10 protein-coding genes and 1 CRISPR repeat array are annotated in these 19,132 nt (G+C 51.8%); of the genes, 8 read left to right on the plus strand and 2 right to left on the minus strand.

The window, feature by feature from the left end:
• Window positions 1-526: 526 nt before the first annotated feature.
• The 8 genes from cas3 to ACFSO0_RS12125 all read left to right on the plus strand — a co-directional run bounded on the left by cas3 (window position 527) and on the right by ACFSO0_RS12125 (window position 16,721).
• A complete protein-coding gene (cas3, locus tag ACFSO0_RS12090; RefSeq protein WP_376880494.1) occupies window positions 527-2,950 on the plus strand; it encodes a CRISPR-associated helicase Cas3' in 2,424 nt (807 codons plus the stop codon).
• A gap of 226 nt (window positions 2,951-3,176) precedes the next feature.
• A complete protein-coding gene (gene cas5c, locus ACFSO0_RS12095; RefSeq protein WP_376880497.1) occupies window positions 3,177-3,896 on the plus strand; it encodes a type I-C CRISPR-associated protein Cas5c in 720 nt (239 codons plus the stop codon).
• Window positions 3,893-5,797 carry a type I-C CRISPR-associated protein Cas8c/Csd1 gene (cas8c, locus tag ACFSO0_RS12100; RefSeq protein ID WP_376880499.1) on the plus strand — a complete coding sequence of 635 codons (1,905 nt, stop codon included), beginning with the start codon at window positions 3,893-3,895 and terminating at the stop codon, window positions 5,795-5,797. Before cas5c ends, cas8c begins: the two co-directional genes overlap by 4 nt.
• Before the next feature lie 15 nt (window positions 5,798-5,812).
• Complete coding sequence (gene cas7c / locus ACFSO0_RS12105; RefSeq protein ID WP_376880502.1) at window positions 5,813-6,673, plus strand: type I-C CRISPR-associated protein Cas7/Csd2; 861 nt, start codon at window positions 5,813-5,815, stop codon at window positions 6,671-6,673.
• Window positions 6,663-7,322 carry a CRISPR-associated protein Cas4 gene (gene cas4 / locus ACFSO0_RS12110; RefSeq protein WP_376880505.1) on the plus strand — a complete coding sequence of 220 codons (660 nt, stop codon included), beginning with the start codon at window positions 6,663-6,665 and terminating at the stop codon, window positions 7,320-7,322. The genes cas7c and cas4 overlap by 11 nt, the downstream gene beginning before the upstream one ends.
• Window positions 7,319-8,350: a type I-C CRISPR-associated endonuclease Cas1c gene (gene cas1c, locus ACFSO0_RS12115; protein ID WP_376880507.1), complete on the plus strand. Its 1,032-nt coding sequence runs from the start codon at window positions 7,319-7,321 to the stop codon at window positions 8,348-8,350. Before cas4 ends, cas1c begins: the two co-directional genes overlap by 4 nt.
• Window positions 8,351-8,359: 9 nt before the next feature.
• Complete coding sequence (cas2, locus tag ACFSO0_RS12120; protein WP_376880509.1) at window positions 8,360-8,650, plus strand: CRISPR-associated endonuclease Cas2; 291 nt, start codon at window positions 8,360-8,362, stop codon at window positions 8,648-8,650.
• Window positions 8,651-8,839: 189 nt separating this feature from the next.
• Window positions 8,840-15,048: direct repeats of the CRISPR family, unit length 32 nt; unit sequence GTCGCATCCTACGCGGATGCGTGGATTGAAAT.
• Window positions 15,049-15,245: 197 nt separating this feature from the next.
• The gene (locus tag ACFSO0_RS12125) at window positions 15,246-16,721 is read left to right on the plus strand and encodes a protein adenylyltransferase SelO (protein WP_376880511.1); all 1,476 of its coding nucleotides are present in this window, start codon (window positions 15,246-15,248) and stop codon (window positions 16,719-16,721) included.
• 83 nt (window positions 16,722-16,804) lie between these two features.
• Here ACFSO0_RS12125 and ACFSO0_RS12130 read toward each other — a convergent pair whose 3' ends face one another.
• Complete coding sequence (locus ACFSO0_RS12130) at window positions 16,805-18,028, minus strand: MFS transporter (RefSeq protein ID WP_376880514.1); 1,224 nt, start codon at window positions 18,026-18,028, stop codon at window positions 16,805-16,807.
• Window positions 18,025-19,068, minus strand: coding sequence for an ArsR/SmtB family transcription factor (locus ACFSO0_RS12135; protein WP_376880516.1), 1,044 nt, complete (start codon window positions 19,066-19,068; stop codon window positions 18,025-18,027). Before ACFSO0_RS12135 ends, ACFSO0_RS12130 begins: the two co-directional genes overlap by 4 nt.
• Window positions 19,069-19,132 lie beyond the last annotated feature (64 nt).

A 19,132-nucleotide genomic window follows, 5' to 3' on the forward strand; every position in this document is an offset into this window, starting at 1 on the left:
CGTGTACCTTGATTCTATAGGTTCCAGATTCTACAGCAACATTGGGACTTGTATAACCAGTTTGGCCTTTTCCAACAGCAACTCTTCCCAGATTAACGCTTTTCCTTACGTTTCCGTACTGATCCAGTAATTCCGCATAGACCAGAACATCACAACTGCTATTCGTAGCCCATACACCAGCATTCGCACTTCCAGATGGCAGGGTGAATGTTTCGTTAATTACATAAGTTCCGTATTGAGAAACGAAAAAGCTGAAACGGGAGAACCAGATGCTAAAAAAGTGTTTGAAAATCTGGATGCGGGAGGTGTACGGAGAAAATACGAGGCAATGGAGAAGGCGTCAGAATGGTACGACGGCTTGCAGCCTAGAGCTTTTTTCAGTGTCCACTAAATGGGGTCTTGACCATTGTTTTTGGGGTATTTTTGAAATCATATCCAGCTGTTTTTCAAAATATTGTATGCTTATTTTGACAACAGACGACAGGAAATGAGCAATTCGGACCTTGCAAATGACAGGGAGGGTACCATGGATTACATTGCACATATTCGCGAGGAGGATCAACAGATTCAAAGCGTCGAAGAACATCTGCTCGGAGTAAAGGCGCTGGCGGAATCCATCGGGGACAAGCTTGGCGTCAGGCATATAGCGGGTCTTGCCGGCATGCTTCACGACATGGGCAAGTTCACGGAGCAATTTCGGACGTACATCCTGCAGGCAGTGCAAGACCCAGGCTCGGTGAAACGCGGGAGCGTCGACCATTCGACAGCAGGCGGAAAGCTGCTGTACGAGCTGTACCATATGGATTCGTCGCCCAGGTTGCACTGGGTTTTGGCAGAGGTCGTGGGGAATGCAATCATCTCGCATCACTCCTATCTTCACGACTTTTTGGATGGGAAGCAGGAGTCTGGCTATCTGAAACGGGTCAGGGATAAGGATACAATAAAAGAATTTGACACGGCCCGGCAGTGTTTTTTTGCCCGTGTCATCAGCGAAACCGCATTTCAGCAATACGTGGAAGCGGCGACCGCTGAACTGGAAGCCTATTTGCGCAAGCCTTCTGCAGAGAGCCTGGAGAGCAAGCTGATGTTTTTAAGCAAATTTGTTTTTAGCGCCTTGATCGATGCAGATCGGACGAATACCCGGCTGTTCGAGGAAAATCGCGGTGACGAACCGCAGAGAAGCCCCCAGGAGCTGTTTGCGGACTACTATCAGAAACTGATGAACAAGATCGACAGCTACCGTGAGCAAGCCGAAGCCAGGACGCCGATCAATGTACTGCGCAGAGAATTGTCGGACCAATGCGAACGGTTCGCGGAGAAGGAGCCTGGAATCTACACGCTGTCGATTCCGACGGGCGGCGGCAAGACGTTGGCGAGCCTGCGCTACGCGCTCAAGCATGCGCTCCGGTATGGAAAGAAGCACATCATTTACGTAGTGCCGTATACGACGATCATTGAGCAAAACGCCGAGGAAGTCCGCAAGATTTTACAGGATGACGAGCACATTCTGGAGCATCACTCGAACGTCATCGAGGATGATAACGACGACGACGAGCACCTGGACGGCATTCCCCATTCGCGGCAAAAGGCAAAGCTGGCGAAAGACAACTGGGATTCGCCGGTTATTTTCACGACGATGGTGCAGTTTTTGAACGTGTTTTACGCCAAAGGAAGCAGGAATATACGGCGGCTGCACAACCTTTGCGAGTCGGTGATTATTTTTGACGAGGTGCAAAAAGTCCCTGTCTCCTGCGTTTCGCTGTTCAATCACGCGCTCAATTTCCTGAAAGACTATGGCCGCTCCAGCCTCATTCTGTGCACGGCGACGCAGCCCGCGCTGGATGTTGTCGAGCGCAGGCTGGACCTGCCCAAAGACGCTGAAATCATCCCTGACCTGGATCAGGTAGCCAAGGCGTTCAAACGGGTAGAAATCGTGGACAAGGCGTCGGACGAGCTGTTTGACAATGACAGGCTTGCCGCCTTTATTCGGGAGAAAATGGACGAGGTTCAGAGTGTCCTGGTGATTCTGAATACGAAGACGGTCGTGAAGAGATTGTATCGTCTGCTGGAAGATGGCGAGGTGCCCGTCTACCACTTGAGCACGGCGATGTGTGCGGCGCACCGGAAGTGGATTCTGGATCAAGTGAGAGAGCATCTAAGCCGCCGTGAAAAAGTCATCTGCATCAGCACCCAGCTGATCGAGGCCGGGGTAGACGTCAGCTTTGAGTGTGTGATTCGTTCGCTGGCAGGACTGGATTCCATCGCCCAAGCCGCCGGCAGATGCAACCGCCATGGAGAGTGGGATGTGCAACAGGTTTACGTGATCGATCATGCGGAGGAAAATTTGCAGCATTTGCCGGAAATCCGGGTCGGGAAAGAGCGGTCGAAGCGGATTCTCAAGGATTTCAAGCACAAGGAGCAGGTGCATGGCGGGCAGATTTTATCCGCGCTGGCAATGGAGAGGTACTTCCAGGAATTTTACGGGAAATTTGCGACGAGCCTGGATTACTTTATTCGGCCGCTGCAAGAGAACATGACCGATTTGCTAATGTCCAGCAAAAGGGACAGCTCGTACCATCAAGCCTATTGGCACAGAAAGAAGGAAGAACTGCCGCTCTGGATCGTGAACAGCTACAGGACGGCGGCAGAGCACTTTCGGGTGATTGAAGACCACACCACTGCGGTTATCGTTCCTTACGGCGAGGAAGGCCAGGACATCATTGCGCAGCTGAACGGCGATGAAACGATCGAAAACCTGTCGCGGCTGTTGCGCAAAGCCCAGCAGTATACGATCAACCTGTTTTCGCTTGAACGAAAGCAATTGGAGAAGCAAGGGGGATTGGTCTATCTGCTGGACGGGAAAGTGCTGGCGCTTATGGATTCGGCATACGACAAGAAGTACGGACTGAATCTCGAAAATGACAGTCCGTTTGAAATGCGTATGATTTGAAGCGCTGTAAATGGGTAGAACCTATCTTCACGGAAGATAGGTTCCATACCCCACATCATAAACTATATATTTCAATCCACGCCTTGGGCGACAGTTTAGTATACCATAACAGAGCGAAGATAATTCTAGTTCATATATTTTATTATGATAAGGTTATTGACCCATTCCCAAATAATGTGTATGATGGAATTATCAAAAAACATGAATTGAAATGGAGGTGACACTTTTGCGTAACGCAATTGAATTTGTCGTCTACGGCAACTATGCACTGTTCACCGACCCCCTGACAAAGCTCGGGGGAGAAAAGCTGTCATACCAGGTCCCGACCTACCAGGCGCTAAAAGGAATCGTGGAATCTATCTATTGGAAACCGACTCTTACGATGATTGTCGACAACGTCCGCGTCATGAAACCGATCCGCATGGAATCCAAAGGTATCCGTCCTCTGGAGTATGGCGGGGGGAATACCCTTGCCAACTATACGTACCTGCGCGATGTGTGCTACCAGGTGCGGGCTCACTTTGAATTCAATGAGAACCGTCCGGATCTGGCATACGACCGCAACGAAGGCAAGCATTTTAACATCATGAAGCGCTCGCTCCAGGCTGGCGGCCGCCGGGACATTTATCTCGGCGTAAGGGAATGTCAGGGTTATGTGGAGCCGTGCGTGTTTGGCGAAGGAAAAGGTTTTTACGACGGATATGGCGACATTCATCTCGGCAACATGGTCCATGGCATCAATTATCCGGACGAGACGGGCAGAAACCAGCTGGAAGTACGCCTGTGGGATGTGGTCATGCAGGATGGCTATATCGACTTTATCAGACCCGAGCAGTGCACGCGGGTTCGGACGATTGCCAGCATGGAGCCGAAGCGCTTCGATGAGACAAACGTCGAATCTGTGGACGAGCTGTTCGCACAACTGTCAGAGGGGGGGAGTCAATGAGTTGGCTGTTGAATCTGTATCAGACGTATCAAGCCAATATAAAGCATGTTGGCAGTCTGGAAAAAAAGCACAACGATCAGAAATTCACGCTGCTGCCCGTCTCCCACACCACGCAAAATGCGCACATCGAGGTGCAGATCACCGAAGACGGAGAGTTTCATAGCGCGCAGGTCGTGGACAAAAGCGATGCGAGCACGCTGATTCCATGCACCGAAGACTCTGCAAGCCGGTCCGGTTCCAAAATCGCTCCGTATCCTTTGCACGACAAACTTAGCTACGTGGCAGGGGACTTTGTGGCCTACGGCGGGGAGATCAAAAAGGAGGAGCCCTTTGCCTATTACATCAAGCAACTGGAGGCGTGGGCAAATTCCGAACATGCTGTGCCAAAGGTAAAGAGCATCTACCGCTATTTGCGCAAGGGGCGGCTGATTCAAGACCTGGTGAATGAAAAAGTATTGTACACAGATGCCGACGGTCGGCTCCTGAACAAATGGGACAAAAAAGCGGAGGAACTGCACGGTGCAAGGCCGCAAATCTTTTCTGTCCTGACCGGAGAGATCGCGAGCGCATTCGTCCGGTTCAACGTCCGGTCCCTGACCCAAAAACTGACTGAAGTGTGGAAAGACCAGGAGATGTACGACTCCTTCATTCGTTTTTACAGCGGTCAGCTGGGTGACGAGGACATTTGCTACGTCAAGGGTGAAAGGCTTCCAGCCACGGACAAGCACGCGAATAAAATCAGAAATGCGGCTGACAAGGCCAAGCTGATTTCCGCCAATGACAAAAGCGGTTTTACGTTTCGCGGACGCTTTCAAGAGAGCCGGGACGCGGCAAGCATCAGTTACGAGGTGTCCCAGAAGGCGCACAATGCCTTGAAGTGGCTCATCAACCGCCAGGGGAAAATCATTGATCAGCGGGTGTTTCTTGTCTGGAGCAATGGCGATCCGGACATTCCCGGATTGACGGAGGACCTTTTCTCAATCGTTCCGACGCCACCTGTTGCCAAAGGGGGAAACCCGTTCACCAACAAGGAGGTCGCGCGTGAGGTAGCGAAGGCGTTGGACGGATACCGCAATCAGTTGACGGCCTCTGTCACAGAAGACGAAGATGTCAACATTCTCGTCCTGGATTCGGCGACGACCGGGCGTATGGCGGTGCTGTACTACCGCAATCTGAAAAAGGACGACTATTTGGACAAGCTGGTGAATTGGCATTCGACCTGCATGTGGCTGCATCGCTACCGCAAGGATGAAAACGGCGAGTTTGTGCAGTTCTACGGCGCGCCCGCCACGAAGGACATCGCGTATGCCGCATACGGCCCCAGGGCGAGCGACAAGGTGGTCAAAGGAGTGATGGAGCGTATGCTGCCATGCATCCTCGACGGCCGGAACCTCCCGTTGGATATTGTGTCCAGCGTATTCTATCGCGCATCGAATCCTGTCTCGATGGAGCGGTGGGAGTGGGAGAAGACCTTGAGCATCGCGTGCGCCCTGATCAGGAAACAGAGGGAACAGGAGGGATTCCAAGTGGCATTGGATAAAACAAACGACGACCGCGACTATTTGTTCGGCCGCCTGCTGGCTGTCGCGGATGTTTTGGAAAGGCGGGCGTTAGGCGGAGAGGACCGGGCTACCAACGCCATTCGCTACATGAATGAGTTTTCCAGGCATCCGGAAAGAACCTGGAAGACGATCCAGGCGAGCCTGCAGCCGTATCAGGCCAGACTTGGAAAAAAAGCGCTGGATCTAAACAAGCTCATCGACGAGATCGGCTCGCGCATGCCGCTCGATCAGTTCAACAACAAACCGTTATCCGGCAAGTATTTGCTCGGTTTTTACAGTCAGAGACATGCACTGTATAACAACGATAAAACTAGCGATGCAGAAGAAGCATCCAATTAAAAGGAGAGATTCGAGATGACGACGCTGGATCATAAAATCGATTTTGCCGTTGTACTGTCCGTGACCAAGGCGAACCCGAACGGCGATCCGCTAAATGGCAACCGTCCGCGGCAAAACTACGACGGCTACGGCGAGATTTCGGATGTGGCGCTGAAGCGGAAGATCCGAAACCGGCTGCAGGATATGGGCGAATCGATCTTCGTTCAATCCAACGACCGTAAATCCGATTCTTTCGGGAGTTTGCGAGAGCGTGCAGACGCCAATCCAGAGCTGGAAAAAATCTTGAAGGCCAAGTCGGTTTCCGGCGACGAGTTTGCCCTGGTGGCTTGTCGGGAATGGCTGGATGTCAGAAGCTTTGGACAAGTTTTTGCTTTCAAGGGAGACAAGAGCGGGGGCGTGTCCGTCGGAATCAGGGGTCCCGTATCCATTCATCCTGCGACAAGCCTGGACCCGATCGACATTTCCAGCATCCAGATTACGAAAAGCGTCAATTCCGAGCCGGGCGCGTCAAGAGGCTCCGATACGATGGGAATGAAGCACCGGGTAGATTCCGGCGTGTACGTCTTTTACGGAAGCATCAATACGCAGCTCGCCGAGAAAACCGGGTTTACGAATGACGATGCCGAGAAAATCAAGCAAGCCTTGGTTACCTTGTTTGAAAACGACGCCTCATCCGCAAGGCCGGAAGGAAGCATGGAAGTCCACAAAGTGTATTGGTGGGAGCACAACTCCAAGCTGGGTCAATATTCGTCGGCGAAGGTGCATCGCTCGCTCCTGGTCGAAAGGCTTGTGGAAGAGCCGAAAGCGTACGAGGACTACGAGTTTGCCCTGCAGCCACTGGAAGGGTTGAAAGTAGAGATCATGGATGGGCGTTAATGCTGACGACGATTATTTGCTATTGTCCGGCATCCAGCACTTTCAGTTTTGCAAGCGGCAGTGGGCGTTGATTCACATAGAGCAGCAATGGGAGGAAAACGTCAAAACCATTGAGGGAAGTCACTTGCATCGGAAAGCCGACCAGCCGTTTACGAGAGAAAAGCGCGGGGACAAGCTGGTCGTTCGCGCTATGCCTGTGAAGTCGACCAGTCTGCAGATCACCGGCGTATGCGACGTGGTAGAGTTTATCCGAAATGAGAACGGTGTGACGATCAATGGCGCCGAAGGGAAATACATCGCCTGTCCCGTTGAATATAAACGCGGAAAGCCAAAAAAGGGCGATGAGGATGTGCTGCAGTTGGCGGCACAGGCTCTCTGCCTGGAGGAAATGCTGCTGTGCGACATCGACCATGGGTATCTGTTTTACGACGAAATCAAGCACAGGGTGGAAGTTCCGCTAACTCCTGCCTTGAAGGGCAAAGTGAGGCAGATCGTCGCTGAAATGCAGGACTACTACCGGCGAAGACATACCCCCAAAGTGAAGACAGGGCCATTTTGCCAGAGCTGTTCCCTGCAAAATATTTGTTTGCCGGTGCTGATGAATAAACAAACGGTGAAAAGCTACGTGGAAGGGAAAATCAACGAATGAAAAAGCTGTTGAATACACTCTTTATCACACAGCCCGATGCGTATTTATCACTGGACGGCGACAATGTTGTGGTGCTCAGGGATCAGGAAAAGCTGGGCAGGGTGCCGCTGCACAACCTGGATTCCATCATCTCCTTTGGCTATACAGGCGCGAGCCCGGCACTCATGGGATATTGTGCAGAGCGAAATATTTCACTCGCCTTTTTCACCGCAAGCGGCAGATTTCTCGCCAGAGTCATCGGGGAAAGCAAGGGAAATGTCGTCCTGAGGAAGAAACAGTATGCGGTGTCAGAGGATGAGGTTCTGTCGGCAAAAATTGCGCGCAATTTTATTCTGGGCAAGATTTACAACCATAAATGGATGTTGGAAAGAATGACCAGAGACTATCCGCTGCGGATTGATGTCTCCCGGTTCAAAGCCGTCTCGCAGCAGTTGTCCGCTTTGCTTTTGGAAGTAAGGGCGTGTGATGATCTGGACCGGCTGCGAGGTCTGGAAGGCCTGGCGGCTGTCGGCTACTATCAGTTGCTGGATGACATGATCCTGCAGCAGAAGGAGGACTTTTCCTTCCAGTCCCGTTCCCGCAGACCGCCGCTTGATCCTGTGAATGCGATGCTGTCGTTCGCCTACTCTTTGTTGGCGAACGATGTGGCTGCCGCACTGGAAGGTGTCGGGCTGGATGCTTATGTTGGCTTCTTGCACCGGGACAGGCCCGGACGCGCTTCGCTAGCGCTGGACGTGATGGAGGAGTTGCGGGGAGTCTTTGCGGACAAGTTTGTGCTGTCGCTCATTAACAAGAAGATTGTAGGCAAAGACGATTTTCTCAAGAAAGAGAACGGTGCTGTCATCATGCGAGATGAGGCCAGAAAGAAGTTTCTCGCAGCCTGGCAAAACAGGAAACAGGACAAAATCACTCATCCTTATCTGGGGGAGAAGATTTCCTGGGGATTGGTTCCGCATGCGCAAGCTCTATTGTTAGCCCGTTATTTACGCAATGATCTGGACGAGTACCCACCTTTTTTGTGGAAGTAGGGGAAGGGATTGCTGGTATTGATCACCTATGATGTGAGTACGGTTAGCAGCGCAGGGCAAAAAAGGCTGCGCCGGGTCTCAAAAATTTGCCAGAATTACGGCCAACGCGTACAAAATTCCGTGTTTGAATGCGTGGTCGACGCAGCCCAACTGGCTGTATTGCGGCTCAAGCTCCTCGATGCAATCAATCCGGAGCAGGACAGCCTGCGCATTTATCAACTGGGTAATCAACACAAAAACAAGGTTGAGCATTTTGGCGTGAAAGAGCCAATTGATTTGGAAGGTCCACTGATTTTGTAACGGCAAGTGCGAACGTCTGGTGCGAATGTATAGCTCCCACGAGTTTCTGGGGACATTCGCACCAAAAGACGGGCGAAAACTTGCGATAGTTACAGGGAATTTCCCCCAGTCAACTTGTCATTGAACGGATTTTGGCATATCTTGTTCACGAATCAGGAATTTTTGCTGTGTTTTTTTACATTTTTCGCTGTCGCATCCTACGCGGATGCGTGGATTGAAATTGGAGTTATTCCATCAGGCAATTGGATGTCGATGCGTCGCATCCTACGCGGATGCGTGGATTGAAATCAACGTGTGCTGTAGTGCTTTTTCTCCGCCACGGTAGTCGCATCCTACGCGGATGCGTGGATTGAAATCTCTGGGAATGAGGGGTACTCCTGCTGGAACTGCTGGGTCGCATCCTACGCGGATGCGTGGATTGAAATTCCCACTCTTTCTGTCGGCGGGAACTCGGCGGCCCGTCGCATCCTACGCGGATGCGTGGATTGAAATCTCCGGATCTGCCCAAATGAGTACGTCGCCATCCAAGTCGCATCCTACGCGGATGCGTGGATTGAAATTCATAGTACGTTTTGAACATCTCAAACAGGTTGTCCGTCGCATCCTACGCGGATGCGTGGATTGAAATAGCTTGCCGCTGCTTGATTAGCTTCCTTTCGAGGTCGCATCCTACGCGGATGCGTGGATTGAAATTCGTAGATGTTGCCTTTCACGTAGCACTCGCCGGGGGGTCGCATCCTACGCGGATGCGTGGATTGAAATCTTGGGATGTGCAACGGCAGCTGTCCGTTTTTAAGTCGCATCCTACGCGGATGCGTGGATTGAAATTGCTCGGCTGCCAACAGTGCAGCCATGGCTAAACTGGTCGCATCCTACGCGGATGCGTGGATTGAAATACGATCTCCAAGACCTCCATCAGTAGTCACCCGCCGTGTCGCATCCTACGCGGATGCGTGGATTGAAATCTAGCGTTTTTTCTACACCATCTATCACCAGAAGTCGCATCCTACGCGGATGCGTGGATTGAAATCTTTGTCTTGGCGGGCGTAATGTTCGGCTTGGTCGTCGCATCCTACGCGGATGCGTGGATTGAAATAAATGATGAGTTTGCATTTCACGGGACGCTCTTCCCGTCGCATCCTACGCGGATGCGTGGATTGAAATTCGACCTTGAGAAGCCTGTTGGCACAGTAACGGCGTCGCATCCTACGCGGATGCGTGGATTGAAATAACATTACTCTGAATGGAAAACAGTACGGTGTCCGTCGCATCCTACGCGGATGCGTGGATTGAAATTTTCCCTTCGCCCCTTTCAGAGCCTCAATCGACGTCGCATCCTACGCGGATGCGTGGATTGAAATCACATAAAGAGGCAGTTATCATTGGGCTGGTTGACGTCGCATCCTACGCGGATGCGTGGATTGAAATGGCGGGAAGATAGCATGGGCATGGCTGGTGACTTGTCGCATCCTACGCGGATGCGTGGATTGAAATCGATTCCGCATCGAAAAAGGCTCTGCAAGCCAGCGTCGCATCCTACGCGGATGCGTGGATTGAAATTTCCGCGTTCTGCCCGCGAACACGCTGTGTTTGCGTCGCATCCTACGCGGATGCGTGGATTGAAATCGTTACATGTGTGGTATTTATTACCTGAAAACTTTTGTCGCATCCTACGCGGATGCGTGGATTGAAATTCGATATTATGAGGGTCAGTTACGTGTAATACAGTCGCATCCTACGCGGATGCGTGGATTGAAATATACATCTCATTTACCAACTGCTTTACATCATTTGTCGCATCCTACGCGGATGCGTGGATTGAAATGCTGATGATTGTGCCGTCAACCTCATCGCTATTGTCGCATCCTACGCGGATGCGTGGATTGAAATGTCGAATTTGGTGACGTATGCTGCAGTGAAGAGCACAGTCGCATCCTACGCGGATGCGTGGATTGAAATATGATATCTGTTTTGTGTTTTTAGTACGAACAACGCAGTCGCATCCTACGCGGATGCGTGGATTGAAATCTTGGCCTCGTTACACTTGATGATATTGCCTGGTGTCGCATCCTACGCGGATGCGTGGATTGAAATTGTGATGACTTGTTTTGTAGCATCCGGCTCATCGAGGGTCGCATCCTACGCGGATGCGTGGATTGAAATCAATATCCCTTATCTACATGAATCGCAATGCAAGGTGTCGCATCCTACGCGGATGCGTGGATTGAAATAGCCTTCGCTGTATCGTCGCTCTCTCCCGGCACATACGTCGCATCCTACGCGGATGCGTGGATTGAAATTGGCATATTGGGGGTTGTCTTTAATTCCGGTGTGGTCGCATCCTACGCGGATGCGTGGATTGAAATCGCCGATCGCATCACGTACAACCAAAGCAACTGGGGAGTCGCATCCTACGCGGATGCGTGGATTGAAATTTTTTGCGCTCGCTGCGCCTGCTGCGCTTGTAGGGAGTCGCATCCTACGCGGATGCGTGGATTGAAATATAAAACACATGAAATGTCAAGAGCAATTCACCCCCGTCGCATCCTACGCGGATGCGTGGATTGAAATAATATTTGAAAAACCTCTTCACACAATTCCCGAGGTAGTCGCATCCTACGCGGATGCGTGGATTGAAATAGAAGCTCAGCGATATACTCATGTGTGAATCCTTGGTCGCATCCTACGCGGATGCGTGGATTGAAATAAAAAAGCGCGTATCGCTGCTTTGATACACATTGCCGTCGCATCCTACGCGGATGCGTGGATTGAAATACCTTGCCTGTGCCGTCGACGACGACAGGTTTACCGTCGCATCCTACGCGGATGCGTGGATTGAAATTGCCAAATAGATAGTCAACTTGAACATCAAAGAAGGTCGCATCCTACGCGGATGCGTGGATTGAAATGTCAGGATCTGCGACAACCACCGCGCCATACGCGTCGCATCCTACGCGGATGCGTGGATTGAAATCCAAATAGGTTGCTTCCAAGTCTCTCCGTGTTCGTCAGTCGCATCCTACGCGGATGCGTGGATTGAAATCATGTGGCTCGAACCAAATCAGTCAAAGAGGTCATGTCGCATCCTACGCGGATGCGTGGATTGAAATCTTGCGAACTTATCCCACTCAACCCATCCAACCGGGTCGCATCCTACGCGGATGCGTGGATTGAAATACAAGGGCGAATACGAGGGCAATAACGATGGCGAGTCGCATCCTACGCGGATGCGTGGATTGAAATCCATGTCTGCCCCTCCTACGCCGTCCGTCTCGGTAGTCGCATCCTACGCGGATGCGTGGATTGAAATGTCTTCGCGGTCTGGGTTGTGGCGAGACCACTCGCAGTCGCATCCTACGCGGATGCGTGGATTGAAATTTCGAGTACAGTCAACCGTCCGTAACGTTGCCCGGGTCGCATCCTACGCGGATGCGTGGATTGAAATTTCTAGCCTCGATGGCTTTATCCAACGTCAAGAAAGGTCGCATCCTACGCGGATGCGTGGATTGAAATCTCAATCCCTTTGACAATTTCGCTAGTTGTATATGTCGCATCCTACGCGGATGCGTGGATTGAAATTTTTTAATCATATTGAGAATGGAAAATGTTTTAGGTCGCATCCTACGCGGATGCGTGGATTGAAATTTTCTTTTCAGCCCTGAGATCATCACACCATTTTTACGTCGCATCCTACGCGGATGCGTGGATTGAAATACTTTGCTTTCTTGATTGTCATAGTAACTCATTAGTCGCATCCTACGCGGATGCGTGGATTGAAATTGGCCAAGATACCGGCAGAGGAAAATCCTGACCCGTCGCATCCTACGCGGATGCGTGGATTGAAATCACAGTAATGCGGAGGTGAGTCAAATGATCGATCGTCGCATCCTACGCGGATGCGTGGATTGAAATGGTGATCAAACCTCTTCCCTGATCGTCGATGTCTGGGGTCGCATCCTACGCGGATGCGTGGATTGAAATGACCTCCTATGTATTTCCTACTTGATTACAATTGTCGCATCCTACGCGGATGCGTGGATTGAAATGCTCCTTTTGTTTAACTTTATAAATCTATAATAACAGTCGCATCCTACGCGGATGCGTGGATTGAAATTTTTGCCTTGGATCAAAAAATCATCAAATAATAACTAGTCGCATCCTACGCGGATGCGTGGATTGAAATACTATAGCATATTCGTCTCCGTCATCGTCAATTAGTCGCATCCTACGCGGATGCGTGGATTGAAATCTGATCATTTAATAGGGAGTGAAACAGGAAAAACATGTCGCATCCTACGCGGATGCGTGGATTGAAATCTAGTGCACCTGAACAAATAGCAGCTAAACCAATAAGTCGCATCCTACGCGGATGCGTGGATTGAAATACGAACGAGAGATTGCAGAGACTTCCTCTTCACGGTCGCATCCTACGCGGATGCGTGGATTGAAATGTGCAGCATTTTGGGGAATGTATGAAGAATTTAGCGTCGCATCCTACGCGGATGCGTGGATTGAAATACACTATCCATTACACAAACAATCACACATGTTATAGTCGCATCCTACGCGGATGCGTGGATTGAAATCACAGTTAGTTTATCCCTTACTGTTGACAAGGTATGTCGCATCCTACGCGGATGCGTGGATTGAAATTTTGACAACTAAAAGGGTTAGGTTGCCTGAGTCAGTCGCATCCTACGCGGATGCGTGGATTGAAATTACCTTGCTCTACCACCAGATGATGACCCCTGAGATAGTCGCATCCTACGCGGATGCGTGGATTGAAATCTTACCCGCATGCTTCTCACAGTACCGCTGGCGCGTCGCATCCTACGCGGATGCGTGGATTGAAATAGTATCCCATACAGAATAATGTGTGCCATAGCCACCGTCGCATCCTACGCGGATGCGTGGATTGAAATCCTTCCCTGTTATGTTGTTATAAGCTGTCTCTTGTCGTCGCATCCTACGCGGATGCGTGGATTGAAATATTTGCTCGGTCAGTTTTTTAAGTGCATCATTTTCGTCGCATCCTACGCGGATGCGTGGATTGAAATACAAGCGGAAATAGTGTAAATGACTCCTGTTGGGATTGTCGCATCCTACGCGGATGCGTGGATTGAAATAAATCGCTGCCCGTAACTTCAATTTCATACATACCGTCGCATCCTACGCGGATGCGTGGATTGAAATAGTTGTCAAGGAGCTGCCTTACTGGATCTACACACTGTCGCATCCTACGCGGATGCGTGGATTGAAATCTGATTGTTTAGTGAACCAAATTTTTTTAAACTTGTCGCATCCTACGCGGATGCGTGGATTGAAATAAGGGAACGAAAAACACAGCACAAACTTCTATGCGGTCGCATCCTACGCGGATGCGTGGATTGAAATAGCTATATGGGGGGGATATTTTACATCGAAAAAGGGTCGCATCCTACGCGGATGCGTGGATTGAAATCGTCTAATGCCGTATCTCCATCAGTCAGCAAAACAGTCGCATCCTACGCGGATGCGTGGATTGAAATAGTTATAATATAATCAACAAGGGAAAACGATACGTCGCATCCTACGCGGATGCGTGGATTGAAATCGACAGGGAAGTTTTGGACGGCTCTCTCCACTCCGTCGCATCCTACGCGGATGCGTGGATTGAAATAGCCAACTCAAAACCCAGCAAAAGCACCCGAAGCCGGTCGCATCCTACGCGGATGCGTGGATTGAAATTGTCTCATGACATTTTTATCCACGATCATAAGGATGTCGCATCCTACGCGGATGCGTGGATTGAAATAACACCGCGCCAATGATGTTTTCATAACCGCCCAGTCGCATCCTACGCGGATGCGTGGATTGAAATACTAGTTACTCTCATAACCTACTCTCATAGCCCACGTCGCATCCTACGCGGATGCGTGGATTGAAATTTTGCTGTTGATCTGGTAGCGTATTGCTCAAATCCGTCGCATCCTACGCGGATGCGTGGATTGAAATACGTGCCGCACCCGGTCACCTTTTTTCAGGCCGTGTCGCATCCTACGCGGATGCGTGGATTGAAATCCCTCAAATGACTATTCAATTATAATTAATAACCAAAGTCGCATCCTACGCGGATGCGTGGATTGAAATTAAGAAAGTGGATTTGAATATAAAATATAAAGGTGTCGCATCCTACGCGGATGCGTGGATTGAAATCTTATCCATGTCGTGGTTTAGGAAGCGGAAAGAGGCAGTCGCATCCTACGCGGATGCGTGGATTGAAATGAATGTTGGAACGACTTCAGTAGCTCGTGCGGTGCAGTCGCATCCTACGCGGATGCGTGGATTGAAATCTTGGCTTGCGTATCTACGCCTCGCCCAAACTCAGTCGCATCCTACGCGGATGCGTGGATTGAAATAAAGCGTATCTCCAGAAGCCCTCCCGAAAGCAGTGCACCCTGCAGTACGTGAGGGTTTTTGCCGTTGCAAAAAGAAAGCTGCCCGCTGCACTTCACCGCGTGCAACACCCCCTGTCCCCCTGCGAAAAGGTTATAATAAGAGGGCAAAAGCAAACACTAACGAAAATACACCGCGATCACGGTCAGAAGGAGATCGAATGACGGAGAAAAACACAATCAACGATGCCGCGTGGAACTTTGACAACAGCTACGCTCGCCTGCCGGAAGCCTTTTTTTCTAGGCAAAATCCGACACCTGTGCGCGCGCCTAGGCTGGCGGTGCTGAACCGTCCGCTGGCGGCTGCCCTCGGGCTGAACGCCCAGGCGCTGGAGGGAGAAGACGGGATCGCCGCGTTCGCCGGCAACCGCATTCCCGACGGGGCTCTGCCACTGGCGCAGGCTTATGCGGGTCACCAGTTCGGGCATTTCACCATGCTGGGGGACGGCCGGGCGATCCTCCTGGGCGAGCAGATCACGCCTGCGGGCGAGCGCTTCGACATCCAGCTGAAAGGCTCCGGACGAACGCCGTACTCTCGCCGGGGCGATGGGCGGGCGGCACTCGGTCCGATGCTGCGCGAGTACATCATCAGCGAAGCGATGCACGCGCTGGGGATTCCGACGACCCGCAGCCTGGCGGTCGTGACGACCGGGGAGACGATTATTCGCGAGACCGATCTGCCCGGAGCCGTTTTGACCCGCGTGGCTGCCAGTCATCTGCGTGTCGGCACGTTCCAGTACGCTGCCAGATGGGGCGGGGCGGAGCTTGTGCGCGCGCTGGCGGATTACGCTCTGCGGCGGCATTTTCCCGGTGCGGACTACGCAGACAACCGCTACCTGTTCCTGCTGCAGCAAGTGATCCGGCGCCAGGCCGCGCTGATCGCGAAGTGGCAGCTCGTCGGCTTCATCCACGGGGTCATGAACACCGACAACATGGCTATTGGCGGGGAGACCATCGACTACGGCCCGTGTGCCTTCATGGATGCGTACGATCCCGCGACGGTATTCAGCTCCATCGATACCCAGGGCCGCTATGCGTACGGCAACCAGCCGTACATCGCCGTCTGGAACCTCTCGCGCTTTGCGGAGACGCTGCTTCCGCTGCTGCACGACGAACCGGAACAGGCTATCCAAATGGCTGAAGAAGCACTTGGGGATTTTTCCAAGCTGTTTTACCGGGAGTGGCTGGAAGGCATGCGGGGCAAACTGGGTCTGTTCCGTGCAGAGCCGGGGGACGATACGCTCGTGGACGACTTGCTTGGCATCATGCAGCGGTATCGGGCGGACTATACGAACACGTTCCGCGCGTTGACGCTGGGCAGGCCGGAGGAGACCGCACTGGCAGACAAGCCGGAATTTGCCGAGTGGCAGAGGCAGTGGCGGGAGAGACTGGGCAGGCAGCCGGAAACAGAGGCGGATGTAAACGAACTGATGCGTACGAGTAATCCGGCAGTGATCCCGCGCAACCACCGGGTGGAGGAAGCGTTGGAAGCCGCAGTGGACAGGGACGACTACAGCGTGATGAAGCGCCTGCTGGCTGCGCTGGAGCGGCCGTACGCGTATGCGGCCGAGCAGGAGGAGTACGCCGCCCCGCCTGCGCCGTCCAATCGTCCGTACCAGACGTATTGCGGGACGTAAAGCGGGCAGATCATCGTCCAGCCGCTTTTCGTTCCATGGTAGCCGAAAAAGCGTATGCCTTACTTTTGGGGGCATACGCTTTTTTACCGTGTATTTGGCTTATCTCGTGAAAGAAAATCGTCTTTGGACGGCGAAGCGGAGGAGAACAAGGTATAGAAGCCAGCTAGAACAATCATTGTGCCGACAAGCAAATAAGTGTGCCGCGAGCTGACAGAAAGGGAAGAAGCAAACAAGATTCCGAGCGGCATGGTGACCCGGAGGAAAAGCAAGCGCACGGCACTCAGCTGGGGCAATCGTTCCCGAGGAGCACTTTGCTGAAAAATCGCTACACTTCGGGCATGAAAGAGAGGAAAGAGCATCCCGCCAAACAACTCGCACATCCATGCAAGGGGAATAGAGCCTGCAAAACAGAGCAAGACAAAGGAAAATCCTCCGCCAATAAAACCAAGGTACATGGCCAGGCTTGTTTTAGGCAGCTTCGCAAGCAAGGCGACGCCGATAGCATAACCGGCAGGAAATGCCCCGGAAAAGATCGCATACTCCCATGATTGACCGTGCAGCTCTCCGAGAATGAACGGGACATTTACCACGAGTGTTGCTCCGACTGCAAATTGTACGACGGACGAGAGCAGAGTCAGACGGACCAGCTGTGGTTGTCTCCAGAAGGCTTGCATCCCTTCCTTTAGTTCTGTCCACCAGTATTTCCTCGTCCAAATGGGCACTCTCGCAGCTGTGGCAGATGAGGGGATGCGCGAAAGCGAGAAGGAGCTGACGAAAAACAAAACAGAGGAAAGCCCGTACAGGAGGGACAGGGGGCAAAGCAGCAAAAGCATCGAGATGGCTCCGGGTGCGACCAGACTCGTCAGCCGCACGGTTCCATCCAGCAGTCCGTTTGCTTCCGTCAGCTCTGCCTCCGTGCAGACTTCAGGCAAAAGGGCGAACACCAGACTAGTGTAAAGAGGCTGCAACAAGCCGAGCAAGCATTGCAAAACGACGAGAGTCCATATGCCCGCAGCTTCGGAGCCGCTGGATTGCCCGAGCAGTGGAAGCAGATAACCGCCAGCCCGTAACAACTGGATGGTTCGCAGCAGCTTTTCCTTTGCGACATGATTAAGAAATGGAGCGCTTACTCCTTGCAACACGAGAGAAGGGATAAAATACACAAGCCAAAGCGTCCCCATCCATTCCTTGGAGCCTGTCAATTGGTACAGCATCAATCCATTCATGATTCCGCCAGCGGCACCGCCAAACTCGGAGATGACTTCGCCTGCCCACAGCGCTCGAAATGAAGCGGAATATGTCTTCATTGGATATCCCCTAAATAGTGGGCTAACCGGTCGGAAAAGGAGTGAATCTGCGCAAGATTTGCCGAGTAAATTCCTTTTTCCACATGAATAAACTTGGCTGCTTTTAATAGGGAGAGTTGATGATGCAAAGTCGTTTTGGAGATTTGGAACATTACGCTCAGTTCTTGCAGCGACAACGGCCCCTTTTGGAGCTGATACAGCAATTTCAGGCGGAGCTCATCCCCCAAGGCTTTATGTCCGCGCACCAATTCTGTTGACGGGACGCCTGGCTCCAGCCAATAGTCTTCCCTCAAAGGGTAAAAGAACAGCTTGGTATCAGCGGTCCGCTTGGCCAGTGTCCATGGACGGTAGGACACGTGCGGAACCAGCTTAATCTCCCAGATCGAAGGCTCGGGAAGATACTTGACGCCGCCCGTGATTCGCTCGATTTCCTCGATGGGACGATTCTGATCCAATGAGCTGTGCAGCTTCTGCTCAAAGGCGAGCGCTTGAGTCCATTTTTCCCAATCTTTCTGCCGGCTCACCCAATCGTGCCACTCGGTCACGATCTGGTGGAACAATTCGCAGATTTTTGGGGGTGAATAGCGGGCCAGACAGCGAACGTATCCGCTAAGGTAGTCGTGCCCTTCAAAAAGCGCAGCATACTTCTCGATGGATTCCTTTCTGTCTGATTGACTGGCAATGGCTTTCCGGATCGGCTCCGAATCGCGATCTTTGTATGGGAGAAGAGTTTCGTACAAGCCATCCGCTGACAGATTGTTGAGCCGATGCGAAAAATCTCGAACGGAATAGGCGGAGAGTTTGTTTTGAACCATAATCAGCCCATACCAAAGGTTGTTCTGCTCGACCTCTTGCAATTGCGAAACGAATGAGGAAGGCATAGAGCCTCTCGCTGCCGTCCATTGCTCATGTTGATCAAACGTGTGCCGGAGCTGTGCATGCGTGTATCCTGCGATGCCGAGGATGACTTCCCAGACTGGCGAAGACTCGACTACTACGGAAATCGTTTCGCTCGGCTGTGGAGAGTAAAAATGATTCATCTGAACCTCCTGGAGATGGATGTGAAATTATTCTAATATATAAGAAAGTTGTATTCAATAATTA

The organism is Brevibacillus sp. GCM10020057 (assembly GCF_042683565.1).
In the GTDB taxonomy this organism is placed as follows: Bacteria; Bacillota; Bacilli; order Brevibacillales; family Brevibacillaceae; genus Brevibacillus.